The 26523-nt window shown below is 54.5% G+C and carries 21 protein-coding genes and 1 pseudogene; 8 read left to right on the top strand and 14 right to left on the bottom strand.

Annotated features, from left to right (window positions below):
• Window positions 1–213: 213 nt before the first annotated feature.
• From AC1Z3F_RS12515 to AC1Z3F_RS12535, 5 genes are all read right to left on the bottom strand, one after another.
• Window positions 214–1296: a carboxylate-amine ligase gene (locus AC1Z3F_RS12515; RefSeq protein ID WP_483565901.1), complete on the bottom strand. Its 1083-nt coding sequence runs from the start codon at window positions 1294–1296 to the stop codon at window positions 214–216.
• A gap of 158 nt (window positions 1297–1454) precedes the next feature.
• Window positions 1455–3551, bottom strand: coding sequence for a catalase (locus AC1Z3F_RS12520; RefSeq protein WP_483565902.1), 2097 nt, complete (start codon window positions 3549–3551; stop codon window positions 1455–1457).
• 491 nt (window positions 3552–4042) lie between these two features.
• A complete protein-coding gene (locus tag AC1Z3F_RS12525; protein WP_334122047.1) occupies window positions 4043–4258 on the bottom strand; it encodes a CDGSH iron-sulfur domain-containing protein in 216 nt (71 codons plus the stop codon).
• On the bottom strand, window positions 4255–5283 hold the full coding sequence (locus AC1Z3F_RS12530) for an iron-containing redox enzyme family protein (protein ID WP_483565903.1): 1029 nt from the start codon (window positions 5281–5283) through the stop codon (window positions 4255–4257). The genes AC1Z3F_RS12525 and AC1Z3F_RS12530 overlap by 4 nt, the downstream gene beginning before the upstream one ends.
• 638 nt (window positions 5284–5921) lie before the next feature.
• Window positions 5922–6230 (bottom strand): DUF4193 family protein, encoded by a 309-nt coding sequence (locus AC1Z3F_RS12535; protein ID WP_483565904.1) that lies wholly within the window; start codon window positions 6228–6230, stop codon window positions 5922–5924.
• Between the two features lie 277 nt (window positions 6231–6507).
• On the opposite strand from AC1Z3F_RS12535, the gene AC1Z3F_RS12540 reads away from it, so the two are divergent.
• A complete protein-coding gene (locus AC1Z3F_RS12540) occupies window positions 6508–7635 on the top strand; it encodes a glycosyltransferase (RefSeq protein ID WP_483565905.1) in 1128 nt (375 codons plus the stop codon).
• Window positions 7632–8699 (top strand): glycosyltransferase, encoded by a 1068-nt coding sequence (locus tag AC1Z3F_RS12545; RefSeq protein WP_483565906.1) that lies wholly within the window; start codon window positions 7632–7634, stop codon window positions 8697–8699. Before AC1Z3F_RS12540 ends, AC1Z3F_RS12545 begins: the two co-directional genes overlap by 4 nt.
• Window positions 8700–8704: 5 nt before the next feature.
• Here the strand turns inward: AC1Z3F_RS12545 and AC1Z3F_RS12550 are convergent, their stop codons facing one another.
• A complete protein-coding gene (locus AC1Z3F_RS12550; protein WP_483565907.1) occupies window positions 8705–9562 on the bottom strand; it encodes a glycosyltransferase family 2 protein in 858 nt (285 codons plus the stop codon).
• Between the two features lie 94 nt (window positions 9563–9656).
• Between AC1Z3F_RS12550 and AC1Z3F_RS12555 the strand changes: the two genes are divergently transcribed.
• Both AC1Z3F_RS12555 and AC1Z3F_RS12560 read left to right on the top strand, forming a co-directional pair.
• Entirely contained in the window at window positions 9657–10772 is a 1116-nt protein-coding gene (locus AC1Z3F_RS12555) for a glycosyltransferase family protein (protein WP_483565908.1), read from the top strand.
• Window positions 10773–11217: 445 nt separating this feature from the next.
• Window positions 11218–11448: an IS3 family transposase gene (locus AC1Z3F_RS12560; protein ID WP_483565909.1), complete on the top strand. Its 231-nt coding sequence runs from the start codon at window positions 11218–11220 to the stop codon at window positions 11446–11448.
• A 73-nt stretch (window positions 11449–11521) separates the two neighbouring features.
• Here the strand turns inward: AC1Z3F_RS12560 and AC1Z3F_RS12565 are convergent, their stop codons facing one another.
• Window positions 11522–11782: a GlsB/YeaQ/YmgE family stress response membrane protein gene (locus AC1Z3F_RS12565; RefSeq protein WP_334122054.1), complete on the bottom strand. Its 261-nt coding sequence runs from the start codon at window positions 11780–11782 to the stop codon at window positions 11522–11524.
• A gap of 1283 nt (window positions 11783–13065) precedes the next feature.
• Here AC1Z3F_RS12565 and AC1Z3F_RS12570 point away from each other — a divergent pair.
• Window positions 13066–13332, top strand: coding sequence for a hypothetical protein (locus AC1Z3F_RS12570; protein WP_483565910.1), 267 nt, complete (start codon window positions 13066–13068; stop codon window positions 13330–13332).
• Between the two features lie 220 nt (window positions 13333–13552).
• Here the strand turns inward: AC1Z3F_RS12570 and AC1Z3F_RS12575 are convergent, their stop codons facing one another.
• From AC1Z3F_RS12575 to AC1Z3F_RS12585, 3 genes are all read right to left on the bottom strand, one after another.
• Window positions 13553–13987 (bottom strand): hypothetical protein, encoded by a 435-nt coding sequence (locus tag AC1Z3F_RS12575; RefSeq protein WP_483565911.1) that lies wholly within the window; start codon window positions 13985–13987, stop codon window positions 13553–13555.
• Between the two features lie 1864 nt (window positions 13988–15851).
• On the bottom strand, window positions 15852–16142 hold the full coding sequence (locus AC1Z3F_RS12580; protein WP_483565912.1) for a hypothetical protein: 291 nt from the start codon (window positions 16140–16142) through the stop codon (window positions 15852–15854).
• A 1090-nt stretch (window positions 16143–17232) separates the two neighbouring features.
• The gene (locus tag AC1Z3F_RS12585) at window positions 17233–18399 is read right to left on the bottom strand and encodes a YihY/virulence factor BrkB family protein (protein WP_483565913.1); all 1167 of its coding nucleotides are present in this window, start codon (window positions 18397–18399) and stop codon (window positions 17233–17235) included.
• Window positions 18400–18593: 194 nt separating this feature from the next.
• On the opposite strand from AC1Z3F_RS12585, the pseudogene AC1Z3F_RS12590 reads away from it, so the two are divergent.
• Window positions 18594–19778 (top strand): annotated as a pseudogene (locus tag AC1Z3F_RS12590) (IS3 family transposase).
• Between the two features lie 243 nt (window positions 19779–20021).
• Window positions 20022–20417: an ankyrin repeat domain-containing protein gene (locus tag AC1Z3F_RS12595; protein WP_483565914.1), complete on the top strand. Its 396-nt coding sequence runs from the start codon at window positions 20022–20024 to the stop codon at window positions 20415–20417.
• A 98-nt stretch (window positions 20418–20515) separates the two neighbouring features.
• Here the strand turns inward: AC1Z3F_RS12595 and AC1Z3F_RS12600 are convergent, their stop codons facing one another.
• The 3 genes from AC1Z3F_RS12600 to AC1Z3F_RS12610 all read right to left on the bottom strand — a co-directional run bounded on the left by AC1Z3F_RS12600 (window position 20516) and on the right by AC1Z3F_RS12610 (window position 23764).
• Window positions 20516–22015, bottom strand: a complete 1500-nt coding sequence (locus AC1Z3F_RS12600) for a catalase (RefSeq protein WP_483565915.1) — start codon at window positions 22013–22015, stop codon at window positions 20516–20518.
• A 4-nt stretch (window positions 22016–22019) separates the two neighbouring features.
• Window positions 22020–22484, bottom strand: a complete 465-nt coding sequence (locus AC1Z3F_RS12605; protein ID WP_262199115.1) for a Fur family transcriptional regulator — start codon at window positions 22482–22484, stop codon at window positions 22020–22022.
• A gap of 245 nt (window positions 22485–22729) precedes the next feature.
• Window positions 22730–23764 (bottom strand): IS630 family transposase, encoded by a 1035-nt coding sequence (locus tag AC1Z3F_RS12610; protein ID WP_483565916.1) that lies wholly within the window; start codon window positions 23762–23764, stop codon window positions 22730–22732.
• 908 nt (window positions 23765–24672) lie between these two features.
• On the opposite strand from AC1Z3F_RS12610, the gene AC1Z3F_RS12615 reads away from it, so the two are divergent.
• Window positions 24673–25035, top strand: coding sequence for a hypothetical protein (locus AC1Z3F_RS12615; protein WP_131089396.1), 363 nt, complete (start codon window positions 24673–24675; stop codon window positions 25033–25035).
• Window positions 25036–25088: 53 nt separating this feature from the next.
• Here AC1Z3F_RS12615 and AC1Z3F_RS12620 read toward each other — a convergent pair whose 3' ends face one another.
• A complete protein-coding gene (locus AC1Z3F_RS12620) occupies window positions 25089–26501 on the bottom strand; it encodes an FAD-dependent oxidoreductase (RefSeq protein ID WP_483565917.1) in 1413 nt (470 codons plus the stop codon).
• Between the last annotated feature and the right edge of the window lie 22 nt (window positions 26502–26523).

Genomic DNA, 26523 nt, shown 5'->3' on the forward strand with positions numbered 1-26523 from the left:
CGCACCAAGAATCTTCCCGGACGAGTGGGTTCTCGGGATCCGCTAGGTCTCCAAGCCAGTTGGTCCGAGCGCTCTTCAGATGGACTCTGCGCCAGCCGCCGGCGCGATGTTTAGCCGCCGGCCGGCTGGTCCGCCTTGCAGCTCAGGGGTTCTCAGGCAATCTCCCAGTACTGTAGTCCCTGAACTGCCCCGTCATCTGACTTCCTCCCTTTGCTACATCACCAGTTCCGCATGGGCGGTCGCCAGCACGTGACTGAGCGCTCCACGGCTGTAGGCCTGTCTCTGACGGATAGCACCGTTACCGAAGGCTAGCAGCTTGCGCACCGAGTGAACGACGAAATCCTGGTCGCCGCTGGCCTGCAGGGCGGGTTGTACCAGTTGCAGCAACTGTACTATTTGAGCATGAATGCTGCGTGCGCGCCCCGTGAGAGGGTCGATTTGGTTGCCTTCGCATCCGTGTTTTGAAGCCTGCCAGGCGGCTAAATCGAGGATTTCGGGAAAATATCGATCTGAGACGCTGGTGGTTTCCATGGCCGTGTCCACCAGCGCTCGGGCGAGTATTGCCAGTAGCACTGAGTCTTGGGCTCTCATCTGGGCATCGGCCACCCGTAGTTCAATGGTCGAGTATTTTTCTGACAATCGTGCGCCCCAGCTGATGTGTCCCAGGTCCAGCACTGACTCCGTGTCCATGATTCGATCTATTCGAGTATCGTAGTCTTGCGCATTGGCAAAGTGCGGTGGGATTCCCTGGACTGACCATTTGCGGTATTGGATATTGCGCCACGAGGAAAATTTACTGTCCTTTCCTCGCCAATAAGGCGAATTAGCTCCTAACGCGCTCAGCGTCGGCAACCATGGACGAAGAAAATTCAGTGCATTGACACCTGCCTCACGATCCGGGATCGACACGTGGATGTGCAGGCCGCATATATAGTGTTCACTCGTGAGCCCAGCGAATATGCTGTCGATCTTGCGGTAGCGCGCCCCATCAGCCAGTTGTGGGGCACGCTGGGGAATCATCGGGGCTGTGCCCAATCCGGCGGCAAGCATGCCAGCCCTCTCCACTTGTCGAGCCAGGTCGGTACGGAAGCTACGCAGCTCACGCAGGGCTTGGTCACGGTCCTCACAGACCGAAGTTGCATGCTCGATCTGACAAGCAAGCATCTCGGACTGTACCGAGCCATCACGACACTCTTCAAGCTGTTTCCTGAACGCAATCGAGACCGCATCGGCGGGCATCCCCGTTGCCGCATCAAAGACGAAAAATTCCTCTTCGATTCCGAAACTGCTCATCATTTGCCCCATTTCCCCAGTGTGCCCCCTGCGATTTCAGTTTCAGCGCCCAGCCCGCTACGAATATGTAGCTGTGTCTGTGCTAACCAAAAACGACAAGGAGTAGCAGGACTGCACCCCTATCCGCTGCGGTTCCGTGATCCGGTTCGGCAACACGGACCTCAAATGAAACGCTCCCAGACCCTGTGAGCGGAGAGTAACTCTCGTGCCTTTTCCGCCAGGCCACGTGCATCCACTGAGTCAACTCCCGGAGCATTCAGACTGATTCCCGCATCGGTTAAGACCTGCAGCGACCCCTCCCCCACGCAGAGAATCGCCTTACTATGCCGGTACGTTTCTTGGAGAAACAAGAGCACCCGGGGGTCGGTCTGTGTTCCATCTGTCGGGACGGCCCCAGCTTTTGCGTCAAGTGATACCCGTATGCCCGGGGCTACAGGTAAGGCTCCGAGCAGGACCACAGCATCGGCTTCAATAGAGCGGGCTGTAAGATAGCTGCGGTCAATGGATATTCCAGGTGCAGCTTCTCCATGCGTTGGAGAGATTAGCAACGGAGTCAAGTTGCGTTCTTTGAGCTCTTCGACAACTGTCGAGACGGTCCTTGAGTCAGCGCCATCGACGAATAGTGCGACCTTGCGCCCATCAACAGGCCAAGTCTTACCCAACTGGGAAAGCGCGGGGCTGACCGTTGCGTCCGCTACTTGTTGCTGTGACTGCGGCACCGGCAGACCCAGGGCGGTCGCTACCCCTTTGGCTAGGTCCACATCAATCTCGGCTAGGCATTGGACCTGTCGTTCGAGGACCGCCGGCTCGGTGCACTTGCCTAGCTCAAAGGTGTAGGCCTGTTGGACGTGCAGCTGCTCGGTAGGAGTTAGACTCCGATAGAACAGTCGAGCCTGACTGAAGTGGTCCGAGAAACTAGCAGGTTCACGACGTTCCTTCTTTGATTCGGGTACCTGCTGTGGGAAATCCAGTGGCGGGTGTCCTCCCTCTCCCAGTTGCGCCATAAATGGACACCCACCATCCAGGGAGTTCGGTTTGTAAGGCGCAATACCTTCGGGGACGTTGTGCTGGTGGAACCCATCGCGGAACAAGTCATTGACCGGAGCAACCGGACGGTTGATGGGGATCTGAGAGAAATTTGGGCCACCTAGCCGAGTGAGCTGGGTATCAAGATAAGAGAACAACCGAGCTTGTAACAACGGGTCATCCGACACATCAATTCCGGGGACCAAATGGCCAGGATGGAAGGCGACCTGCTCGGTCTGCGCAAAGTAATTCTCCGGGTTGCGGTTCAGCACCATCTTGCCCAGGACCTGGACGGGGGCGAGTTCCTCGGGGACAAATTTCGTCGGGTCTAACAGGTCGATACCTTCGAAGACCGCAGTCCCATCGTCGGTAAAAATTTGAACACCCAACTCCCATTCGGGGAACTGCCCAGCATCAATGGCTTCAGCCAGATCCCTGCGATGATAGTCGGGGTCAGCACCAGCCGTCAGCTGAGCTTCTTCCCAAGTCAGAGAGTGTACGCCAAGCCGAGGCTTCCAATGAAACTTGACCAAAGACGAGCGCCCGGTTGCGCTGGTCATTCGGAAGGTATGGACTCCGAAGCCCTCCATCATGCGATAGGAACGCGGAATACCGCGATCACTCATATTCCACATCGTATGCGCTTGAGCTGGGGTATGCAGCGAAACGAAGTCCCAGAAAGTGTCATGGGCCGACTGAGCTTGGGGGATTTCAAGATCAGGATGTGGTTTGACCGCATGGACCACATCCGGAAACTTCACTCCGTCTTGGATGAAAAACACTGGCATGTTATTACCGACTAGATCGAAGACTCCTTCGCTGGTGTAGAACTTAGTTGCGAAGCCTCGAGTATCGCGAGCGGTATCCATGGAACCGCGTGAACCAACCACAGTGGAAAAACGGACGAAAACCTTGGTCTCGCGCCCGGGTTGCAGGAAATCCGCTGCGCACAGCTCTGCAGCGTTGCCATAGCTGATGAAAACACCATGAGCTCCCGCGCCACGGGCATGCACCACGCGCTCAGGGATACGCTCGTGGTCGAAGTGCATGATCTTTTCACGCAGGTGGTGATCCTGTAGCAATGTGGGGCCACGCTCACCGGCCTTGAGCGAATGGTCGGTATCAGTGACCGGCGCACCCTGGTTTGTGGTCATGGTTTCGGAATCCTGCCCGGGTCCTGTGTTTACCGGTCCGCGTTTACCACTCGGTTGCGTTGATAGGGGCTTGCTCATGATGCGCTCCTGTCGAAAATTGGGGTATGACAGTTTCAGATTTTTCCTGGGTACATGGAGCAAAGTCGCTCTGCGTTCCGCCGATGCCTGCTACCTTAGGGGCTTGTTTGCAGCAATACTAGAGCGCACTGCGTTTCTCATGTTTCTCTCAAGATCTCTGCCTGAGCGGCGCATCCGAGCTGATCGTGTTGCAAGATCCCACTCGCAGCAATCTGCGCGTGCCGTCGACAGCGGGTCAGGTCAGAGAGCCTAGCTACGAGTGTGCGATGCGCCGAACTTAGAACCTCGAACTGTCCATAAATCGCAGATGACTACAGGCCAAAAGACTGAATGCTGTTCCGTGGTTTAGCGCCCTTGCGAACACGTTATTGATGTATTTGCTGCTCTGGGAATGACGGTTCCGTGAGAGCAGCGCATGCAGATGCCACGTTGCCACACGAGCTCAACATAGGTAGCTACTCGATATTGATCTGGGGCGTAGATATACGATGCTACTTCCGACCCTCGAATTTGATGAGCTTATGCGTGCCGTCGCAAAAAGGCTTAATAGCAGAGCCCCCGCATCGGCACAGTGCTACCGGACCTTGTCGAGTGTCGATGTGCTGCCCGTCGGCATCGAGGATCTCAAAATCTCCCCTAAGCAGCAATGGGCCCTGGGGGCAGACAGTAATGATGGCAGCCTCCGAGGCGCAACAATCGTCACTCATACGGCTGCCCCGGCCCCGGTATACAAAGCAGATTTTCCAGTTTCCCACGCTTCCAAGTACTTTGCACCGGCTAACGCGTCAACAGCCGCCGCTGCTTGGGCGCCGAAGAATATGTCGCGAACCAGCCCCGGTTCGTCTTCAGCCAGTCCGCCAGCCAGATCACGGCCGGCGATCTGCTCATGGACTGCATCAGCTTCGACATGCTCGTCGAAGTAATCGGTCACCGGGGATTCATATCCCAAGCGTCGGAATCCGCGGGCATAACACGCCTGCGGTATAGAGGAAGTCATCTCGTACAGTGCCAGATGACCAGTAATGGCTCCCCGCAGGCGCCGGTGCATACCAAAGAGCGAAATCATGTTGACAGCCGCCAGCGTCACCGCTGGAATACGGTCGACGTACGCACCGAAGTCATCACGTAGTCCCATGCCCCTCATCGTCTGTCGGAACAGCTCGCTATGCATTCGCGACAGACGCCCATTTCCGTATTCATCAGCCTGGATCTCCACCATTGCGGCTTTTGCACGACCTGCGAGTTTCGGGATCGCCCAAGTATGCGGATCCGCTTCCTTGAGCTGATAAATCGACTTAAGAATCAAGAATTCACGTGCTTGATCGGCATTGGCCTTACGCTGAATGAACTTCGATACCGACGGTCCAGCATCATTTGCTGCAAGTTCGAACAGAGCCCTGGCTACCTCGGATGAACTGGGCTCCACGCTTGAAATCGAACCGGCTACATCGCGAAGCGCATCCTCGAAACCTTCCTCTATCTTGGCCCGAAGTGAAATGAGCCCGGGGTTCCATTCCCAGCGATCATCAACCTCAGCGAATCCCCGATAGTGCAACTCGTAGAGCACGAAAAGGCTCAGTTGCAAGTCCTCGTCATCGATCACGTCCAAGGATGAACCCAACCGATCTTTTGCGACAGTTGCCAGATAAGCTGTGGAATCCTCCGAAGGGTTGCACAGCAACGCATTGTTCAGCGCAAAGGATAGGTCACCGCGGGGCGTAGGCAAATACATGATGCTCCTTAGATCAAACTGAACACAAGACCAGCAATAGTGGCATTACAACGATCGTGCCAGTCCACTGCGAATAAAGCCACTACTGAGAGGAAAAGCCAAGGCATGCTATAAATCAAAGCCCATGGCCTTCCATCGGACTCTCAGGAATCCGGAAATGAGCCTCTGGACAGGCTGCCTAGGGAGGACACCCTCGGGCCGGACTCGGGCTGGAATGGAACGCCGTTTCCAAAAGATGAGCTGACTGAATATCACGGACAGCTCTACCGGACGCGATGGTCCGTTGCTCTCCGGAACACCTCAATGACCGCAACCGACTGAAGCCAGGAACCGGCATTATTGTATGGCCAAGGCCGTCCGAATCCAGACTTTCCGCGCCATAGCGATGAATATCTTAAAGAACCGTGACGACGTTGTTGGAATCGAAGGAAGCTGGCGCAGTGTGCAGAGGAGAACGCACAACTCGACTTCCCCCAAAGGAAACCAGACCATCACCACACTCGTTAGGCCATACCTTCGGTAACTCCACGTTCAAAATAACCTGCAAAGATACGGAAATCGTACTCCATTCAGATGCGCGAGCACCTGAAGATCCGCATCCTGAACGCATTCATGATCCTGGCCCTCAATCTGTAGGACTATGAATACTCAAGGACGCAATCGCGGCAGATGATCCCCTGTTTGGTATGTTCTTCTGCCTGGCTTCGATGGCGAATCGTAAAGCATTCCGCGCAGACGAACTCGTCCTCCCCTGGGGGAATCACATTGACGGAAAGCTCCTCATCGACGATAGCCCCGGGAAGTTCTAACCCGTCGGCAAAGTCGGTCTCTTCAAGCTCCGTTGCCACGCTCTTCGGTGTCGGCGCATCCATCTTCTGCACAGCTTGGAGTGTCTTTTCGGAAGCTTCAGCAACTTCTGGTCGTACCTCGTCGTAATCTGCGGCCATGGTGAGTCCAGTCTCCTGTCATTAATTATCAGAAAAACATCGTAATGACGCTCATTCGTGTGGTCAATGCAATGAAAATACTGTCAGGAATTCTGATTTAGCTTCTAAAGAGATCAAAATTCTGATCGCGCTTAGCCCTGGAAGCGGTAGAGAAGAACCCTTTCCAACAGTCGACTGGGAACTTCGTCGACTGTCGGCGCGGAGACCGGGGGTGAGGATACTCTGCTGGAAGAGACCTACTTTCCCGTGAGAAAACGATCTGAGAACCGGAGATACCGTGGCATTCCAAGTAGTTGATACGCCTGCCCCCCTGAGGATTGCTGTGCTGGCTCACCTGCACCACCCGATCCGCCCGCCCTACGTTGGAGGAATGGAAGCGCATACCGCGCATCTCGTTAAGGATTTGGCCGACCGTGGCCACCATATAACGCTCTTCGCTAAAGAAGGTAGCAATCCTTTCGATCCTTGCAGCACGGGAACCGTCGAGAATGTGCTGGACGAGTCATATACAGTCCAGGGATATCCCGATGAAGATCTGCGTAACCAGCAGCATCGCGTCCTGGACAGTTCCATGAAAGAAGCGGTACGTAGGATCAAGGCTGGGAATTTCGACGTGGTGATCAATAACTCGCTCAGCCCGGTCCCTCACGTCCATCTTCAAAATACGCCGACGCTGCATATCCTGCACACTCCGCCGCTTCCGCGAATCACCGCAGAACTCAGCGCAAGGAAATACACCAGTGAGATGCATCGATTCGCGACGGTTTCGTTATCGAACAGCCACACGTGGCGGCAATGGTTGCCCGAACTGCGCGTGGTTCCTAACGGCATAGATCTTCAGAGGTGGGCTTCGGATCCAGGAACCCGAATCAATGCAGGAACAGCTGCATGGACCGGACGAATTACCCCGGAGAAGGGGCTGCATGTTGCCATTGACGCGGCACGAGCGGCAGGTATGAAGTTAAGGATTGCTGGACCTCTTCAGGACAAAGAGTATTTCAACAGCCTCATCGCCCCGACCCTGAACCAGGATATTGAGTACCTGGGTCATCTCAGGCAAGAAGAGCTAAAAGAACTGATCAGCTCTTGCGAAGTTTTCATCTCATCTCCTTTATGGGCCGAACCATTCGGGCTGACAACGCTCGAAGCAATTGCCAGCAGTACACCCGTGGCTTCACTGCCCTCAGGAGCGATGGGGGAAATTATCGGTTCCAGTGGAGGCGCGCTGGCTTCAGAGCTCACTGCCACTGCGCTTACCGAAGCAATATCAAAAGCAGCGAAGATGGATCGAAAGGCGGTTCGGGAAAGAGCAATGCTGTTTTCGCGAGATCGCATGCTCGACGCCTACGAGTCGCTTGTCGCCGAAATAGTCCCCGGGGTACGTTCGGGAGGACAAAAACGATGAAAAAACCGCGTATTTCCTACTATGCCCACCATATGGGAACAGGCCATCTTCGCCATGCCCGCAGAATCATCGAAACGGGAGCATTTGAAGTGCAAGTGGCAAGTACGGGAGAGAAACACCGAGATTTGCTTCCGCGCGGAGCCGACTACATTTCACTCCCACCGGATACTGATGAACAACGGTCAGAACGTCCAGTGCTCGACGAATTCCTGCATTACGCGCCCAGAGGTAAACATATTGTCGAGCGTTTCTCCGCACTGAATCGGGCGTGGGAACAGTTCGTCCCCGATGTGGTCATGGTTGATGTATCGATGGAAGTTGCTCTTTTTGCACGGCTCAGCGGATATAGAGTTGCATTGCGCCGAATGCCGGGAAAACGCACGGACAAGGCGCACAAGGTGGGGTACGGGATTGCCGACGCATTATTTGCTTACTTCCCCGAAGCCTTAGAGGAAGCGGAGCATTTGGCAGAGTACGGTTCGAAAAGCTATTACTTTAAGACCCCGCAACCGTTTGCTACTTCCGCGGTAGATCTGAACGAGAGCATTACGAAGAGGCGTTCGTCTTCAAACAGACGCAGAGTTGCAGTGCAAACCTCTTTGGGAGCTTTGGTCGGATTATCCAACATTGCGCACGCAGCGAGATCTTCTCCACTGTGGTCCTGGGATGTTCTGGGCGTCATTCGGGAGGACACCGAATTCATGCCCGAGAACCTCACGCTGCATGGGATAGTGCAGGATCCCTCCCAGATGATGGCAAAAGCAGATGTGGTGATCACTTCCACTGGGCACAACGCAGTGGCCGCGGCCGCGGCCTGTGGTAAGCCGGTGCTTCTGATTCCAGAGGAACGGCCTTTTGACGAACAACGATCATACGCTCGGATGCTTCAGCAATCTGCCGGTTGCATGATGCTCGATTCGTGGTTGACGCCTTTGGATTGGAATGCCGTCCTGGAGCAAGCTGCGACAGGCGATCCGCGTGCTCTTTCCCAGCTTCTATTCACCGATGCCGATGAATTTACGCGAAACATCGAAGCCATGATTGGAGAGCTGATGAGCAAATGAACGCCTTAGTAGGCATCCTGGCTTCGCGCGTGTTGAACTTGTACAGGCGTGGGGCATTGCAGGACATCCAACGTTGGGCCATCGGAAGCCCACCGGACCAATCCCATGTGAGCGAACTGACGGAGCCATCCTTGCATCGGCCATACTCCCCATCGGGCATAGAACCTCGATGCATTGGAAAGGATCGCTTCGAAGTGGTTCAAGGGCGGCTTATATACCCCGTGATACTGGTGGAAGACCACTGCCCGCGTGAACACCACGGGGATGCCGAGGTGGCGAGCGGTGAAGGAGAAATCTGTATCTTCTGCCCCGTACCCACTGTATTCGAGGGAAAAACCTCCGATGCGGTCGAAATGGCAGGCAGAGATCGAGAACCCCAGCGACCAGAAATGCTCGTGCATGTCGCAGGGCACGTTTGTCGGAAGTCCTGCTCTTGCATGGTGAGGGACCGAAAGTTCAGCCAGAGCCAAGTCATAAGGTGTTGCTCGGGAAAGTATAGGCTCCCGAAGATATCGTGGTTCTGCCATCGCCAGGGCAGAATTCTCGTCCGAGCTGCGCAGAAGGCGAATAAACGCCTGTGCAGAGGGGATGCAATCCACATCCAAAAAGACCAAGCGTTCCGTGGCGGCGTTGGCCGCAGCCGTATTACGTGCACGGGCCAGGGGCAATCCGCTCTCCCCAGGAAGGCTCCAGATATGGATGAATTTCATTGGTACATCGCACGACACCGGTTCTGGCGTCGGGTCATCCATATAGACCACGATGATTTCCTTGGGAATGAGGCTATTCCTCTGCACCCCATCCAACAACCGTTGCAGGTGGCCCCCTCGTTGGTGCGCTATAACCAAAACGGAAAATTCCATTAAAAATACTTCTTCCTGCCACCAGGCCACCATAGGTGAATTGCAAATCTACCTCGACCCTACCCATCTCACACTAAACAGAGGAGAATTTCGCATGAGTTCCCAGAACGCCGCTTGCGCGTTGCGCGTTGCCTCAGTACCTTGCGATCAGGTCTATATTCGGAATCTGGAGCCTTGGGGAGAACGGAACCCGCGGTTGGTTCGTTTGCCTGATCCTACTCCGGCTTCAGGCTCCCGGAGCAAGCAGTCGCCATGGTGGCCCCCGCTGATGTTGACTCCCTCATGGGTGAGGGAAAACCATGAAAAGTTCGATCTGATGCATATACATTTCGGTTTTGACGCGGTGGACCCTCAAGCCTTGCGTCAGACCATCGCCGAATTGCGACATTTCGGCAAGCCCTTGGTTTACACCGTGCATGATCTGATCAACCCTCATCAGCCCGATGACACGGACCACCGGCGAATGCTTGATATTCTTATCGCTTCAGCAGATGAACTGATAACACTTACCGATGGGGCAGCCGCGGAGATCGCGGCCCAATGGCATCGTGCTGCTCACGTTCTGCCGCATCCCCATGTCGTCGATTTCGCAACGATGGATCGGCTGCGACGGCGCAGAGAGCGCTTGAACGATTCTGCCCAAAAGCGGACCCGTCGTATCGGGGTTCATCTTAAAGGTCTCCGGGCGAACATTTCTCCTGCCATTCTGGAGCCTCTTGCTCGAACTGTCGCGGGAGTCCCAGACACCGAACTGCAGGTGAATATACACCGCCAGGTACTCGAACCAGCAAGCCACGAGTACCGCCCGGATCTGGCAGCACAACTTCTGAAAGGGCAGGAACATGGAAAGTGGCGTCTAGTAGCTCATGAGTACTTCACCGAACAGCAGCTCTTTGCCTACCTCGGATCGCTAGATGTGAATGTCCTTCCCTATCGATTCGGTACGCATTCCGGCTGGCTCGAAGCAGCCTTGGATACCGGAGCTGCCGTCATCGTCCCCGATTGTGGTCAGTATATGGGGCAACATCCTTCGGTGGCCCCATATAGATGGGAAGGTGACCATGTTAATGAGAACTCTCTGGAAAAAGCCGTGAAACACCAATTGGCTTTATCCACCGTGCCAGGAATGGCCTCGGAAGAGCGCAAGCGCCAACGCACAGCACTGGCCGAGGCACATCAACGGATCTATTCGAATTTACTATCAAGATGAGCTGTGGCTAACAGGGTGGCGGGCAACGCGCTGACAGTTAGAACGTTGGTAGGAAGCTTGTGCGTAAGCTCATGCGGATCCTCGGATTCCAGTCCAAAACGCGCCCGAAGCGACGGTACAACTCGTATCAGTGTGAGCAGAGCAAGATCGCTGAAAACCTGCTGCAACGACACTTTGGCGTGGAAGCACCGGAGACCGTTTATGTCAGTGACGTGACTGAGTTTTGGGTTGATCAGAGAAAACTGTACTTGTCGCCCATTATGGATCTGTTTGACCACAGCATCCTGAGTTACACGATCGATCGCCTCGTCACCTACTACGGCGTTCACCAGTCAAAGCTTGGCACTGGCTTTAGGTTCCCGGGACTTCAACAACAAGCTGTTGGTCCATACGGATCAAGGTTTCCAGCATCAGCATCAATGGTGGAAGGCCTTGTTGGAGGAGCATGGTGCGGTGCAGTCCATGTCTCGTAAGGGCAATTGTTTCGACAACTCGGTCATGGAGAATTTCTTTGAACATCTCAAGTCGGGGGTTTCGTGGAGAGCATTTCGCAGATTTTGCGGCGCTCAAGGTGGAGATTGAAGCGTATATCGATTGGTACAACACGGATCGACGTCAGGAACGACTGAAGGGTATGACTCCGATGGAATATCGGTGTCATACCCTTGCAGCCTGAGCAGGACTATTATTTAGTTAGTCCAACTTCCGGGGCCAAATTCACAAATCTGAGGCCCCTTTAGTCGTGCAGGCTAGGCCCTCTTACGCGTCAAGAGCCCCCAGATAACAAGTACAATCAGCGAACCGCCGATGGCCAGCAACCATGTCGAAAGTGACCAGAACTCATCGACTCCCACGTTAAACACTGCGGAACCGATCCAGCCACCAACTATGGCGCCGACTACACCAAGTAGCAGTGTGGCGAGCCAGCCGCCACCCTGCTCACCCGGCTTGATCGCTTTAGCGATCGCACCGGCGATAAGGCCTAAAACAATCCAACCAATGAAACCCATTACTTCCTCCTAAAGGATCGAGTGACTTCGTTCAGCATCAGGACTGAGATGCACCTAGTGAACATTACAGTATTGAGAAGCTGTCGGAGTCCAAGGTATATCCAAAGCGTGTGTAATTCAGCAAGCTGTTAATGACCCGTTCTGGAAATTATGTTCCCAGCTCACTGGTGGCCTCATCAGGTAGAGAGCCGCCCGTTGGCCATAATAGAGTTCTTCAAATTCAGTCAGGGGTGCAGTATCTCAAGGCCGAATGCAACCGGTCGAAAATTTTAGCAGTGCACCTATTCCGGTAAATTTGTAGTCAAGTGAGGCCACTAGTTCTTAGATGATCATTTCCTCCGTCTCTTCCTGCACAGTCGGGTAATTGATCCACGCCGCGTGAGACAACAACTTTTCTTCGGCACCCTATTCTTCCCAAACCGCTCAGGATTCTCAGTAGGGCGTTCGCAAAGTCAGTGAGCGGCACCTAAACCAACCATGGCTAGTAGCGCCTCCGTCTGATGCCTAAGCTTCCGAAGCGCGCACGTAGATCAAAGGAACTGATCACGGTCCGCGAGCTGATCGGCCATCAACGCTATGAGGGCCCGGAGGAGCTGGAGCTACTCAACCAGTTTTGGAAGGTGGATCGGATCTTCACGAACTATCTTTTTCCGTAACAGAAGCTGGTTTCGAAGACCCGTTATGGCGCGAAGATCTAGGACCGGCCAGGGCGCGAGGGCTAGATAAATCCTGCTTGGGTTACTCGGGCAGTGAGAGCTCTCTGAGCGGTGACGAGATGGAGATTCGCGGTCGAAGATGTGCAACCTTTGAGCGTCCCGCTCTCGTGGTTATCGAGGGGTTTACTTCATTGTGAAGTCTCAAAAGCGAGACGGACCATCCTGAGTGTGGGACGTTTCTCCTTGTGAAAAGCTATTTAGTTATTTCTATAGAGCTTAGGAAAACGCAACGTAGTGAGAGGGAGGAGGAGATCCTCCCAGTGAACGCACAGGAACTATGGGGAATGCGTTAGTTACCAAATACGCAAGTCAGCTCGTGGACCCCTTCAGACCTGCGGGCCCGGGATTGCTCGGCAGCCCTTTCTCCAGCGAAGCGACAACTTGAATCATCTAGACTTGCCGAGGAACAATCCCCCGCGAGTCCCGCAGATAAAGGATCAGACATACCTGTTCGTTCTGCCACCGCAGCGTAGGGGATGCTGAGTATCTCTCTGGAGCCTTGACCTATACCCCCTGCCGGCTTTTAGTCTCGGTATCATGGAGAACTATTGGACGACCCGGGAGTTCATGGTGAAAACACCTCGAAAAGACATCAAACTGTCTCTTTCCACTGATCAATACGATGATCTAACCAGCGCCCTAGAAGGCCACCGCATTGGAATCCAGCAGCTGGCTGACGAAGCTAAGCTTGGCTTTGGTTTGGATGAAGCCTACTGGCGCAACAGGGTGGCGGAAGTCCAAGGATTATTAGACACCGTGCGTCGGCTCGCTGCGGGGGAAGACCCCGAGGAACTCAAGCATGCCCCGAAAACCGCCCGGGAAGAACAGTCCTAAAGACCCCAGCGGACCCTCTGAAACCCTTGACATAAAAATAGCTTCAGGGGATTGATCGCAGGATATTGAGAGTGGATTTAAACCCTGGCTAAGCGCTCCCTGCGATGAGCAGGGGTGGAAAATGGGTTGCAAAGCCATCTTCCACCCCTAGACGACCTAGCCGATTACTGGCCTTGGGTCGGGATCAGCTGCAAAGAGCGCCTAGCACCGTATATGGGGCTCAGGCGTAGAAGCGCTGTGCATATGTTTTGGTTTCGGGGGATGGATCGAAGACAGGGATGGGATGGGCAACGGAGCTAGCGTCCCAGTACTTCGAACGGAAGGATACCAAGCCTTCGCGCTCGGCGCGGGAGAAGAGATCACTGATCTGCGTGGCATCTTTCTCGGCCTCGACGCAACGTAACGCCTGGTTCGGTGCGGATAGATACAGGAACTTCAAAGTGTCGATGTGTGCATCGAGCAATGCGATCAGCACAGGACGATTGTGCATGGAAACCAACCCCATCACATCATTAAGCGATTCGCCAGGGAGAGCCATGATCACTGGCATGCCTTCTTCCCACCCGTGTGCCCTGAGATGCTTACGACCCTCTCGCGATCCGAGCAGTTCTGATACACGTTCAGCCGTTTTGGTACGTGCGATACGTCCTGGCATTGGTACTACCTCCCACTGTGTTCTTGAGTTTTCCGAGTGATCCCCATCGACTTGGAACAAGTCACTTTCCCGTGCGGGTCTGCGGCTCCTAGTGTGTGATTTCCACCCTATGAGATTAGGCAGAGAAAGGACAGATGCGCACGTCGGGCTTATTCAGAGTTCATCTTTCTATCTTCAAGAAACATTTCCGAGGTTGGAAATCTGACTCGTCACCACATCCATATCTTGGTGATAGCGTAAATAAGTACTAGTCAAAAAATTTCTATTCCAAGGACCTAAATGTATGCGCGAATTGTAAGGTGGTATATGCGCAGATGCGCAAATGTTGTCAGGAAATTTTCAGCTAGCCGCAGGACGTCGCGGATCATCATGAATCATTTCTTGCGCCTAATTCACTGACGCCGTGCATATCATTCCGAACGAAACAGGGGATCTCATGGATCGCGGCGCTGTGATTCCAAAAGGATACGCGGAAGGGTCGAAGCCGCCTGTGTGCCTGCTTGATGCATAACTGTCCCAGGGTAGTCCCCGGAGACACGGGTGGAACGTGATCGAAGATTGGACTAGGAATCGTGATGTGCCACAGCTGCAGCTCGTTATATTCCGGGATACTCACGGCAAGGAGCACCGCACGTCCGTGGACAGAGGCGAGACCCATGATTTCTTCAACTTGGTCTTGGGGGTTTGCAAAGATGACTGGCATTCCTTCAACCCAACCATAGGTCATCAGATGGCGTATCGCGTCCTTATTGGTAAGCAATCGGGCTAGCTGCTGGGTAGCCCATGCGCGCTGTGCTGTTGAATCCAAGATCCCTCCAAGAAACGGACGCGCTAAGTATCGTTCCTTAACTTCGCCATACCCAGGGTTCGCCATGAGATGACCGACTAGTCCTTTGACGATCACACGGCATGGGTCTTCTTTGAGAATAACCCGAGAATCATTGTTTTCCTACGGCGACCGTGCTTGCCGGAGGGGCATTCTCTGTGTTTTCTCTTGCACTGGCGTTCTGGGTATAGCTCAAAACCTCATTACTTAGCCACAAAATTTGCGGCCTATGCTCCCTGTTCTGGGCTGTGTCCTGTCCGTACGGGGAATGAGCGCAATCGATGCTTTGTGCGCTATTGGGTAGCGCTTAGATGGCTCTGATCTAATGATGGCGGGGCGCACTCTCACAAGTGCGCCCCGGTCTGCGCAGAAAACTCTTACCTATGGGGGTGTAAGGGCATCGTCGAAGGAGTAGCACTTGGGGTTGCTACTCTCCAACCCCGTAAAAATGGGTGACACCGACATGTTCTAGTGTATATGTTTTCGAATCCGCAGGAATTAATTCGTATTCACGTTCCAGTAGTTATGAGCTGCTTGGCCAAATCCACCCAGCTCAAGATGCCATATATATCTTTTACGCTTATTAAAATCACCCACTCAACGGTGTGGCGTGCCCCCAGTTACTCGCGGATCGTTCACGCGGTCTTCCAGGGTTGTGGCGGGACGCTGCGACCAAGGGCAATGGTGCGTCCCGCCTGGTATCAACGCAATAGCGCTCCTGCATCGCTAAATACAGGGAACGCAAGGCAACTTAGAGCTTAAGGTTTCCGAAACTGCCTTCAGGATTCTGTGCGATGGGATCCTGCGCGATACCACTCTTACTATAAGCAGACCTCTCCCATGGAGCCAGCTTTAGGGATCCACATTAAGTTCGAAAAGTCCTCACCAAGACCCAATTTTTCTTGACTAGGCTTTTCGGGGAGACGTAGTAACCAGAAAGCTGAGAATCAGCTGAGTGTTCATTTGTACCACGACAGGTAATTATCGAGTAGAAGCTTCACGGATCCTCATCAGACTGCCCTCAAGGAGGAAAATCGTTCATCTTCGGACCTTCGTCGAAAATGATGTGCGGTTGGCCGTGGCACGGGTAACAGTCGCGGTCCCGTTCAGTAAATACTGATGCCCCATTAAAGTTCCGTAAGACTCAATGACGGCATCGGTACTCGCGAGGTAGATTCTCGATCCCAACTGGTAGAGCGCCACCACGTCCCTGCGCTGCGCCAGTAGATTTTTCGGTTCGTATGCCACCGGTGAAAACGATGGTGCTGTTCGCAACGCGGGTGATGCTGCCAGCGCGAAAAATGAATCGAGCACTGGGATCTCTTTCACTATCCAAGTTCAGCTTCCCCTAGATGACGAATCGTGCAGTGGTACTGCTATAAACTCCGGGCTTCAGCGTGCCGGTGAGTACTGAACCACGGGATGCGATTGCTGGGTTTTCACCAGGGCTGTCCAGGGCTGTATACAGAACGTGGAGGCCGGAGTGCGCATTGCAGGCGCCAGTGGAGTTTCGGTCGGTGCTTTTAGTAATATGCCAGGCCTATAACCCCTCAATTTTCGTTCCCGGGCTGGTGGCAACGCTGCTTTAATTCGTGGTACCAATCGCTAAATTCGGACTGTGCGGGATAGTCTCATGATCCATCACCATGCAGCTGGCGGTTCGACGTAAACTAACTCTGGTAACCGTGCCACCGACCAACTATACTTGGTGTCACTTCTCGAGGTGTATGTGGTGCTGGAATAATCCACCTGGGCTGACAGCAGGCCGGTAGCAGCGACAGCTCCCAGCAACGTTCGTTCTGTATGCCGATCCATCCGCTGAGAAGCCAACAGATCTACGCATAAGCTCAGTATGTGAAATTTCCGCTCGCTTCTCTACGGTAGGGCGTGATCATTCAGGATCTCGTTTGCGGTGAGAGATAGTCCGAGATATCAGGCGTTCTTTCCAAAGTAGATGTGGAATTATCCAGATGGGAGCGCGCCGAGATCAGCATTTTCCGTGTGGATAATCCTGTGTCGAAGATGGTTAAGCTATTTTCGTCTATGCACCAGTAGGCATGTCAGGCCGGACTAGATGGATACCTGAACCACATAGAAAGCTGTTCGTGCTTCTACTCATAGATTTGGGGCGCACCGCATTGAGCACCGTAAGTATTGCAAAACTTCCTTTCAAAAAGGTATCTGGCACGGAATGTTTCCGTGCCAGCTACCAAGTGTCAGGAGAAAAGTTTAGTGACTGTTTTCTCCATCCTGAGCCTTTGCTTCGGAGTGCTGAGCCGGGGCCGCTTCAGGTCCTGCTTCGTTTGGGGCGGTGCTGTTTTCCTCGTCGAAACTCGCCGAGTTGGCTTCACCGCCTGTCTAGGCATGCTCTTCGGTGCCTTCCCGTTATAGAACTGTCCGGAGTTACGATGCTATGCAGTTAGTGTCGCCCTCCTGTTCCATTCCCTTCGAAGGGTTCTTCGTCGGCCTCCTCATTCCGGAGTTCCGCATCGATGCGCAAATCTTTGCTTTCTCTGACGTCTTTTTCTTCCTTCTCTAGTTGCTTTTCGCTAGCTTTGATCTCACGCGGTGGAAGCTGAATCGAGTTTTCTGCGGCAATGCCACTTTGCAATTCGCGCGCGCGTTCAATTTCAGCGTCGAAGACCACACCGAAAAGAAGCGATAGATTGCCTATCCAGATCCACAGCAGCAACACGATTACGCCGCCGATGGCACCGTAGGTCTTGTTATAGTTCGAGAAGTTCGCAACGTAAAAGAAGAATCCCAGAGTTGCCGCCGTCAGGACCAGCAACGCAATGGAAGAACCGAGACTGAGCCAACGGAACTTAGGTTGCCGGACATTCGGTGTCCCGTAATATAGCAGCGCGATCATAAACACAACGGCCAGTACGATGACAGGCCATTTCGCAATATTCCACACCAGGATTGTAGTTTCACCAAGCCCGACATCCTCCCCGATGCTTTGAGCCACCGGTCCGGAAATCACGAGCAAGACAACTAACAAGGCCGCACACAGCAACAGCACCAAAGTGAGCAACAGAATGATCGGCTTCAACTTATACACCGGGCGCCCTTCTTGGACGTCATAGATCTGGTTAATGGAGCGCCCGAATGCGCCCACATAACCTGAAGCGCTCCATAAGGCACCGACCAGACCGACCGCGAAAGCTAGCCCGGCTGATGGTGCTGTGGAGAGCTGTTCGATCGGCTGCTTGAGCGTCTCGACAACTTGGTCGCTAGCGAACCGGTCCAGAATGCTTACCATGTTTTTTGTCGTGCTTTCCGCTTGGCCTACCAACCCCAAGAGGGAGACCATGGCTAGCAATCCGGGGAAGATGGATAGCATCGCGAAGTAGGTAAGCGATGCGGCTAAATCCGTACATTTATTGCGTGAAAACTCACCGATAGATCGCTTGAAGATGTATTTCCATGAACTGGCACGGAGACGGATGGGTGAATCCGGTTTAGAGTCATCCTCTGGTTCAGGAGCGTGATGGTACTTATCTATGGTGTCTGCGGCAGTACCCTCATCCGCCTGGAATTGGTTCTTTTTGTCTCGATCCTTGGCTGGCTGTGAGTGAGCCATTGCGAAACCTCCACGGCATCTTCCCTAATGAACAAACGATGTGCCACATTGAATCAGGATCAAAGAGGTAGTACCAATAGCTTTGCAGTAACCCTCAGGTACCGTGACACTGGTAGGGTTTGGGCTGCTCTGGATATTTCGGACAGCGGTACCCCATGAAATGATGGGGACTACCGAAATGAGAAAGCACCGAAATGTCATCAACACGACGCAGGTTCAGCCAGGAATTCAAGGATGAACTGTGCCGCGAAGTCACCGACTCGTCCAAGCCCATCAAGAACGTCGCCACCGAATACGGCGTGGGCACCGAGACGCTGCGCAGCTGGCTGAAAAAGTACAAGGAAGCGCACGGCAGTACCGACACCGAGCCGTAACTGAGCGTCTCCGAACGGGCCCGGCTCAAGGAACTCGAACGCGAGAACCAGGAGCTGAAGGCCGAGGCTGCGTTCCTAAAAAAGCGGCCGCATACTTCGCACGGGAGCCACGGTAGTGGCGAAGTATGAATTCATTGACTCCTACGCCACTGCCCCAGAAGTTCCGGTGGTGCTGAAGATGTGCCGATGGCTGGAGATCTCCCGTTCCGGGTTCTATCACTGGCGTTCCCGCCCGGTCTCGGCCACCGCGGCCCGCAGACAGGCGCTGGCGGCACGGGTGTGGCATTTCTTCGAGGAATCCGAGGGCACGTACGGCTATCGCCGGATCCACGCGGATCTGGCCGGTGAGGGCACCGAGTGTTCCCCGGAGTTGGTGCGCCAGATCATGCGGCAAGAGGGCCTGGTACCGTGCCAGCCGCGGCCCTTCAGGACCACCACCCTCGCTGATGCCGCGGCGGCCGCAGCCATGCCGGACCTGGTGAAACGGGACTTCACCGCGGATCGTCCGGGCATCAAATTCGTCGGTGACATCACCTGCATCCATACCTGGCAGGGTTTCATCTATCTGCCACGGTCATCGGCTGTTATTCGAAGAAGGTCGTCGGCTGGGCGATCGAGGACCATATGCGCGCGGAGCTCGTGGAACGGGCACTGCGTAATGCCGCAGACACGAACCGGATCGAGCCGAACGCGATTTGGCATTCGGACCGGGGAAGCGTTTATACCTCGGCATCCTTCCGCGCCCTGGTCACCGGGCTGGGGATGCGGTCGTCGATCGGGAAAACCGGGATTTGCTGGGATAATAGCTAGGTTGAAACTTTCTTTTCGGCCCTGAAGAACGAGCGCGTCTACCGCACGACCTACGCCACGAAGGAACGGACCCGCAAGGACGTCATCCGCTACATCGAAGGCTTTTACAACAGTCGCAGGCGTCATTCGGCGCTGGATTACCGGCGGCCGAACGAGGTCCATTATAGTTACCAGCAGCCGGCCACGGCAGCGTAGATAAACCACTAATCCGCTGTCCGAAAACTCCTAAGCAGCCCACTAGCCAACCTAGCGCAGATACTGTCAGGTTACCGAGGTATTGGCCTCGACAGAGTCAGACGTAAACAGATCGATACCTCAACCCTGTGCTTGGATTGGCTATGGGCCGGGTGCGGGTGAAGATCCAGGAACTGGTGGAAGCGTTGATGAGCCGGCTCAACCGGCAATGGAAAATAGTGGCCCATCGCCTACTGTGGAGAAATGAGCAACGATTCCTCCCTCAATAAAGAACAGATTCTTCAACTGACCGCTCTTGCCATGGATTTGGCCCGCGAAGGCAAAAGCACAGAATTGACAGAATTCTTAGACCATGGGTTCCCCATAGATACTCAGGACCCCGACGGCAACACCTTGCTGATGCTCGCCGCATATAAAGGCGAAGTGGACACGGTAACGATGCTGCTCAACCGCGGTGCCAACGTCGACATCCGCAACAACAGGGACCAGTCGCCCCTCGCCGGAGCCCTGTTCAAGGGCGAAGAGACCATTTGCATGCAGCTTGTGGCGGCCGGAGCCGATATAGATGCGGGCACCCCGTCGGCCCGAGCTGCCGCCACAATGTTCTCCCGCGAACACCTGATCAACCCCGCTAGTTGAACCCCAGCCTCAACCGGTGAGGTCCTGACAAACAAAGACGGCACCCACCTCATGCACAAATGCTCAAGGTGGGTGCCGCCAGCGATGGTCAGTATTGACTACACGGCGTCAGAGTTGACATCCACAGTGGAGATCTTTCCAGCCTGCAAGGCCTCAATGGCTGCCCGGACACCTGCACCGTACGCAGGATCGGCCTGAGTGCAGTTGTAGATGTGGCGCTCGATGGTGGCCTGTGAAGCACCGTCGATGGCGCGGGCAGTATTCTCGAAGAGCACCTGACGCTGCTCCTGAGTCATCTTTTCGCGGAAGAGAATGCCGGGCTGCTCAAAGTAGTTAGAATCATCTTCGCGGTAGTTGAAACGGTCCGCGACGGCGCCAATCGACTGTGCTGGATCGGCGTAGGCTGGCTGTTCGGGCCAACGGCCGTAAGAGTTCGGCTCAATGCCAGGGGTGCGACCCTGATTACCATCAACGCGGCCCTGGCCATCACGGTGGTACGTGTTGACCGGGGCGTTCTTCGGCGCGTTCACGGGGATCTGGTGGTGGTTCACACCGACGCGGTAGCGCTGGGCGTCGCCGTAGGAGAACAGACGGCCCTGAAGCATGCGGTCCGGAGAGAAACTGATGCCGGGAACGACGTTGGCCGGGGTGAAAGCTGCCTGTTCAACATCTGCGTGGTAGTTTTCAGCGTTGCGGTTCAGTTCCCATTCGCCTACCTCGATCAGCGGGTAGTCCTTCTTGGACCAGACCTTGGTGAGGTCAAACGGGTGGTACTTGTAAGTCTCAGCATCGGCTTCAGGCATGATCTGTACCATGAGCTTCCACTTCGGGAAGTCTCCGTTTTCAATCGAGTCGAAGAGGTCGCGCTGGCTCGACTCGCGGTCCGCCGCAACGACTGCTGCAGCTTCTTGGTCCGTCAAATTCTTGATGCCCTGCTGAGTGCGGTGGTGGAATTTAACCCAGAAACGCTCGCCCTCAGCGTTGATTAGGCTGTAGGTGTGGGAGCCGAAACCGTGCATGTGACGGTAGCTTGCCGGAATGCCGCGGTCGGACATGACGATCGTAACCTGGTGCAGGGACTCGGGTAGGTTGGTCCAGAAGTCCCAGTTGTTCTCGGCACTGCGCAGATTGGTGCGAGGATCGCGCTTGACTGCACGGTTCAGATCGGGGAACTTCAGAGGGTCACGGAAGAAGAAGACTGGGGTGTTGTTGCCCACCAAGTCCCAGTTGCCTTCTTCGGTGTAGAACTTCATGGCAAAGCCGCGGATATCACGTTCAGCGTCGGCAGCACCGCGCTCACCGGCAACGGTGGAGAAACGGGTGAACAGCTCAGTCTGCTTGCCTACCTCGGAGAAAATGTTCGCCTTGGTGTACTTAGTGATGTCATTGGTCACCGTGAAGGTACCAAAAGCGCCTGAGCCCTTGGCGTGCATGCGGCGCTCGGGGATGACCTCGCGGCTGAAGTGGGCCAGTTTCTCCAGAAACCAAACGTCCTCCAGCAACATTGGTCCGCGGGGACCAGCGGTGAGGCTGTCCTGATTGTTAGCAACAGGAGCTCCTGCAGCTGTGGTCAGTGGCGCAGTGTTCTCGGTAGTCATAATGTTATTTGCTCCTTGTGGTGTTCGACGGTGATTGCGTCAAAAGTTTTTTAGCAGTGCAGTCCGGGCAAATTCCCCAATAGATCACATCGGCTTCGTCAATGCTGTAACCATGGCTGTCAGAGGCATGCAGGCAAGGTCCCTGACCGATGGCACAATCCACGTCGGTGATCTTTCCGCAATCGCGGCACACCGCGTGGTGATGGTTGTCCCCCACCCTGCGTTCATAGCGTGCCGTTGACCCGGAAGGTTTAATGCATCGCAGCAGACCAACATCAACCAATGTAGTCAAAACGTCATAGACAGCCTGTTTCGAAGCACTCTCCGTCCCTTGGTGAATGGCATCAAAAACATCATTGGCATCGGCATGGGGTCGGGCATCGACTGCATTAAGAACAGCAATACGGGTACGCGTCACGCGCAGCGAAGCTGCTCGCAACATTTTCTCGAATTCCTGATCGTTAGCCATGGTTCGACCCTACCTGCTTTTCTGGACTCAGTACATTTAATGAATTGTACATACAGCGCGTTAGGTAAAACCGCCGAGTTTTCAAGTCATTCAGGCTGCGGGTTTATTGTCGGCTCTCTGCGTTCCTCATGCTCAGCGAGCGGTTCTGAGAATAAACCCGCCGTTTTGTTGGCGTCCCGGATAGGCCACAAGCTAATTTGTTGGGAGATATGGCTCTCATATATCAAAAACGGTCAGCCAGAACCTCAAATCTTGTAATCAAACAACCGTGACCGGATATGCGCTTCAAACGCCGCCACCGTCGATTCAAAGTCATCACGTTGAACATTACTGATCGCGTTCTTCGCATCATTCCACACATGCTCAACCGGATTACGATCTGGAGCGTACGGCGGAAAATTGATCAAATGAACATCCTGCAACGTTTCGCCCTGAGCTAGCTCTGCACGTAGCAACTGGTTCTTATGCCACGTCGCGTTATCCCACACAATCACAATCCGTTTCCCTGGATGCAACCCCACCAACGTTTGCACAGCTTCAAGGATCGTGGTGGCGTTCTGCCAATCCAACCGCAACGTCAAACACTGGCCCGTATTCTGATCCAAGAACCCGATAAACGACTGCGAAGCCTTCTGCCGGTCAACCTCCACCACGGTCTTCGTGCCCTTCTCATACCAAGCCCGCCGGACAACGGCTTCCTGATCAATACGCACCTCGTCCGCAGCAAAGACCAACGTGTCCTCGTCAGCTAACGGGACCGTGAGTTCTTCACGGATCTCTTTGATCCGCAGGTCAATGGCCTTGTCATCGCCTCGTCTGCGGTCAAACTTCTCTGGCTTATGAAAAGACAACCCCGCCATGCGCAACAAGAACTGGTACGAAGTCGCAGACGCATATTCAACGTTGAACGTCGTGAATAACCAGTGATCTAGTTTCGGGACATCCCAGAACTGTGCTGGCAAGTACTGGTCACCTGGCGGCTGGGAGAGGACCTGAGCGACAATCTCTCGTTGCTCCTCAGTGAGGCAACTACGGTTCAGGTTTCCTGCATGACCTGTAAACAAAGACGCCATACGCTGCTTACTCCAGTCCCGGGCCCAGTCCTCCAGCGTGGAAGGTTCACGGTCCACGAAGTCAGCAACAATCACCGGATCAACACCCGCAGAAAGCAGGAGTACTGCTTCTACTTTCTTCACCACGAGTTTGTGGGGAGCAGTGTTCTTGTAGTCTTTGAGCAGTCGGCGTTCAGCGTCGGTGACTTCGGGGTTTGGCATACCCACAAATTAACACTCCGTGTGGTTCACGCAGGCATTAACGCGCCGGTCGGGTTTAGGTTATTGAATCCGTTTTTGAAGTGTGCCCGCCATACCTATTTTTAATTGCCTGACACCTCAGCGAGTTCACATTGCGCTCATGTACTAGCAACTCGTGGCTCCTGTTTTATCCATAGCTTCATGGTTGTTCGTCATCAAGGGCACGGCAGTCGGTGCGCTTCCTCAAGAGATGAAAGATTCAAGGGATCAACCCTTCCAGGTTTGAGCCCGCTCCCCCATTTGTCCTATAGATCCACATCCAGGACTTTAGAAGAAGCAACCCCAGGCTGCCGCAGCATTACACCTAGGGTCAGACCGACTGTCAGAGCTAATGCTTAGAGGGCCGGTTCCTTGCTTCACCCCAAACCAAAGGACGCCCACCAAAGGCTTTCAAGCAGACCATGGCTTGCTAGATGTTTTCCGGTGGCCTGCCTCTGGTTAGAGATCGTTACAACACTGAGCAATTAGGGTTGCGCACCTTGCGCTGTAAGGCTATGTCTCGCTGGGGATTTTGCTGGCACCCCTCAGCGTCGCTTGAGTTTTCCCCATCGGAAAAAATCTTCTTGATTCCAATCAATATTGTGTGACAATATTCCTGTGTCATTGGAATTCTCTAACAGTGCGGACAAACACGGCATAGACCGCAGAGATGCATTGAACGCTATTTTGAATTATCAGTATCGCTAAGAGAAATTTGCCAAGCCCAGTGTCGGATCGCACGGTCGCCCCGACCTGTTCATCGGTCCATTACGAGACCGCTCAAAGTTGCTAGAAGTTATGGCGGCAGTTACCCCGCCAAACAAGGTCTTCAACTTTCACGCCATGGAGGCTCGAAAGAAGATTTTGAATATTGTGCGAGGAAGCACTCAGTAGACATGCATAAGAAGAATCCACCCATCAAGAGCTCAGGCACCTTTGACATGTTGAGCGAAACTGAGATCAAAGAGCTAGAGGTTTGGGCAGAAACTGCGCAGATCTCTGAAAATGCGTTGATTAGTAAATCCGAAGCTGCGGGTGCCGGAATGGATCTACTCGCAACTGCCTTAGGTTCGAAAATAGCGGTGCATCGCGCCGTTGGGAAACCGTCCCTCAGTGGACGCGGCATATCTCCCGCCAGATCTGTACGACTACCTGCAGACATGGATGAGAAGTTAATCGAAAGAGCAGAGCATGACCAGATAAAGCCCAGCGAGGTCATCCGTCGCGCCTTGGACGAGTACCTCTCGCGCGCGTCCTGATCTTCTTTGCAGACACCCCGCTGACGGACCGAAGGGGAGCGCCGAAGAAGCACCTAGTCGCTTGAAGTTCCCTCGACCAACTGTGCATTCCCATGCAACGTTCCGGTTGATAGCCCGAAGACCACCGGCTGCGGTCCACTACTGCAGCACGAAGATTCTTCCTGTGCCGGGGCATCACATGAGCCACCCAGATCCGTAGAGCAGACTCCGGTTTCCGGTAGGTCCAGCTCCACCCGGTCAGCGGCTTGGCTATCGCCGGATAACGCGGCGGCAATGGAGCGCACCTGCTCATACCCGGTTGCCATCAAGAAGGTTGGGGCGCGTCCGTAGCTCTTCATTCCGACGATGTAGAAGTTCTTTTCCGGATGAGCCAGCAACTTTTCTCCGTGCGCGGTGACCGTGCCACAACTATGGAACTCGGGATCAATTAGTGGCCCCAACTGTCGTGGTGCTTCAACACTTTCATCCAAATCCAAACGAAGCTCGGAAAGCATCTGCAGGTCTGGGCGGAAACCGGTCGCCGCGATAATGCGGTCCACTACAAGCTCCCGGCCATCGGACAGGGACACCGTCAATTGCTCTTCGGACTTCAGCGAAGCCACAGCCACATTTTCAAGTAGCTGCACGTTGCCGTTTTCTACCAGTCGGCGCAGGCTGGTTCCCAGTTGTCCTCGCGCAGGCAGCTGATCAGCGGCGCCACCGCCATAGAGGCGAATCGGATTCGCGTCCCCACGCAAGCCCCACCCGACCCTGGTCTCGGGATACTGCTTTTGCAATCGACCCAGCGCAATGATGGTGTTGGCTGCCGAGTGCCCGGCGCCGAGAACCAGCAAGGACTTTCCAGCCAATTCCTGCTCATCAGCACCTAGCGGATCAACAAGACCACCGAGGATATGTCCGCGTTCGCGGGCTTTCGCTTCTCCGATGGCTTCGATACCTGCTCGACCTGCTGGGCTGGGCTGGTTCCAGGTTCCGCTGGCATCAACCACGGCGCGACCAATGAGATCTACTTGGTCCTCGTTAGTTTGGGCGCGCACCAAAAATAGTGTTTCGTCCCGATTGGCACCGCGAGTCTTGTCTACACCGCGCCCGTCGGCGGCGATGCGGCTGACCTTGATAACCCGGTGACCGTAACGAATGCGTGGCGCCAGTTCGGGATGCGCGGCCAGCGGCTGAAGGTACTCGCTGACCAGTTCGCCGCCGGTAGGCAGTTTGGTGATTCGCGGTGCTTCCCACTCCCCTGCATAGCCTTCGCTTGCGGTTTCCAACAGACGCTGAGCGGCAGCGTCGATGTTAAACCGCCAAGGAGAGAAGAGCTTGATGTGTGCCCACTGCTTGATGGCCGAACCAGCCTGCTCTCCTGCTTCCAGAACCAATACTTCCTGACCGTGTTCACGCAGGTGTGCTGCGGTGGCCAGGCCAATGGGTCCTGCACCAATTACGATCACCGGATAGGTTGAGCTCATGGCATTCTCCTTAGCGTAAGGA

Source organism: Glutamicibacter sp. MOO4 (assembly GCF_056934395.1).

Coding starts and splice junctions, on each gene's coding strand:
- AC1Z3F_RS12515 (WP_483565901.1), bottom strand. CDS start 1,296: ATGATGAGCAGTTTCGGAATCGAAGAGGAATTTTTCGTCTTTGATGCG.
- AC1Z3F_RS12520 (WP_483565902.1), bottom strand. CDS start 3,551: ATGAGCAAGCCCCTATCAACGCAACCGAGTGGTAAACGCGGACCGGTA.
- AC1Z3F_RS12525 (WP_334122047.1), bottom strand. CDS start 4,258: ATGAGTGACGATTGTTGCGCCTCGGAGGCTGCCATCATTACTGTCTGC.
- AC1Z3F_RS12530 (WP_483565903.1), bottom strand. CDS start 5,283: ATGTATTTGCCTACGCCCCGCGGTGACCTATCCTTTGCGCTGAACAAT.
- AC1Z3F_RS12535 (WP_483565904.1), bottom strand. CDS start 6,230: ATGGCCGCAGATTACGACGAGGTACGACCAGAAGTTGCTGAAGCTTCC.
- AC1Z3F_RS12545 (WP_483565906.1), top strand. CDS start 7,632: ATGAAAAAACCGCGTATTTCCTACTATGCCCACCATATGGGAACAGGC.
- AC1Z3F_RS12550 (WP_483565907.1), bottom strand. CDS start 9,562: ATGGAATTTTCCGTTTTGGTTATAGCGCACCAACGAGGGGGCCACCTG.
- AC1Z3F_RS12555 (WP_483565908.1), top strand. CDS start 9,657: ATGAGTTCCCAGAACGCCGCTTGCGCGTTGCGCGTTGCCTCAGTACCT.
- AC1Z3F_RS12560 (WP_483565909.1), top strand. CDS start 11,218: ATGGTGCGGTGCAGTCCATGTCTCGTAAGGGCAATTGTTTCGACAACT.
- AC1Z3F_RS12565 (WP_334122054.1), bottom strand. CDS start 11,782: ATGGGTTTCATTGGTTGGATTGTTTTAGGCCTTATCGCCGGTGCGATC.
- AC1Z3F_RS12570 (WP_483565910.1), top strand. CDS start 13,066: ATGGTGAAAACACCTCGAAAAGACATCAAACTGTCTCTTTCCACTGAT.
- AC1Z3F_RS12575 (WP_483565911.1), bottom strand. CDS start 13,987: ATGCCAGGACGTATCGCACGTACCAAAACGGCTGAACGTGTATCAGAA.
- AC1Z3F_RS12585 (WP_483565913.1), bottom strand. CDS start 18,399: ATGGCTCACTCACAGCCAGCCAAGGATCGAGACAAAAAGAACCAATTC.
- AC1Z3F_RS12595 (WP_483565914.1), top strand. CDS start 20,022: ATGAGCAACGATTCCTCCCTCAATAAAGAACAGATTCTTCAACTGACC.
- AC1Z3F_RS12600 (WP_483565915.1), bottom strand. CDS start 22,015: ATGACTACCGAGAACACTGCGCCACTGACCACAGCTGCAGGAGCTCCT.
- AC1Z3F_RS12605 (WP_262199115.1), bottom strand. CDS start 22,484: ATGGCTAACGATCAGGAATTCGAGAAAATGTTGCGAGCAGCTTCGCTG.
- AC1Z3F_RS12615 (WP_131089396.1), top strand. CDS start 24,673: ATGCATAAGAAGAATCCACCCATCAAGAGCTCAGGCACCTTTGACATG.
- AC1Z3F_RS12620 (WP_483565917.1), bottom strand. CDS start 26,501: ATGAGCTCAACCTATCCGGTGATCGTAATTGGTGCAGGACCCATTGGC.